At 70.7% G+C, this 492-nt stretch carries 1 pseudogene; it reads left to right on the forward strand.

Annotation, left to right across the window (positions count from 1 at the left end):
- Positions 1-456: pseudogene (locus tag B7L92_RS38845) on the forward strand (hypothetical protein); the annotation flags it as partial.
- Positions 457-492: the final 36 nt, after the last annotated feature.

The raw sequence follows: 492 nt of genomic DNA on the forward strand, positions 1-492 counted from the left end.
TCCCGGCGCATGCGGCTGGAGAAGGAGATCGACCGGTGGCGCATCACCGGCATGGCGATGCGCAGTTACGTCAGCGGGTCGGTCAGCCTCTACCAGAAAACGGACCTCTACACGGTGGGCGTCGTGCTGACCCGGCTGGAGAACCGGGCGGCCGTGCGGGACCTGGCGCGGTTCCGGAGCGAGTTCCCCGGCCCCCTGGACGACTTCCCCGGCCCCCGGGACGACTCCCGCGAGGGACCGAGGATCAAGGGCCACGAGAACGCCCGGTGCTTCCTGCCGCCCGAGGACCCCGAGGACGAGGACGAGGCCATCGACACCATGTCCTGCTCCGCGCACGTCGGGGACGTTCTGGTCACCCTCACCGCGAACGGTGCGAAGCCGCTCGACACCGAGGGCGTCGCCACGCTGCTCCGTGAGCAGCTCGACCGCATCACCGAACCGGGGAAGGCCGTATGACCGGGCAGCAGACCCTCGCACCCGACCCGCCCGAGG

This window comes from Streptomyces viridosporus (assembly GCF_002078235.1).
Classification (GTDB): domain Bacteria; phylum Actinomycetota; class Actinomycetes; order Streptomycetales; family Streptomycetaceae; genus Streptomyces; species Streptomyces viridosporus.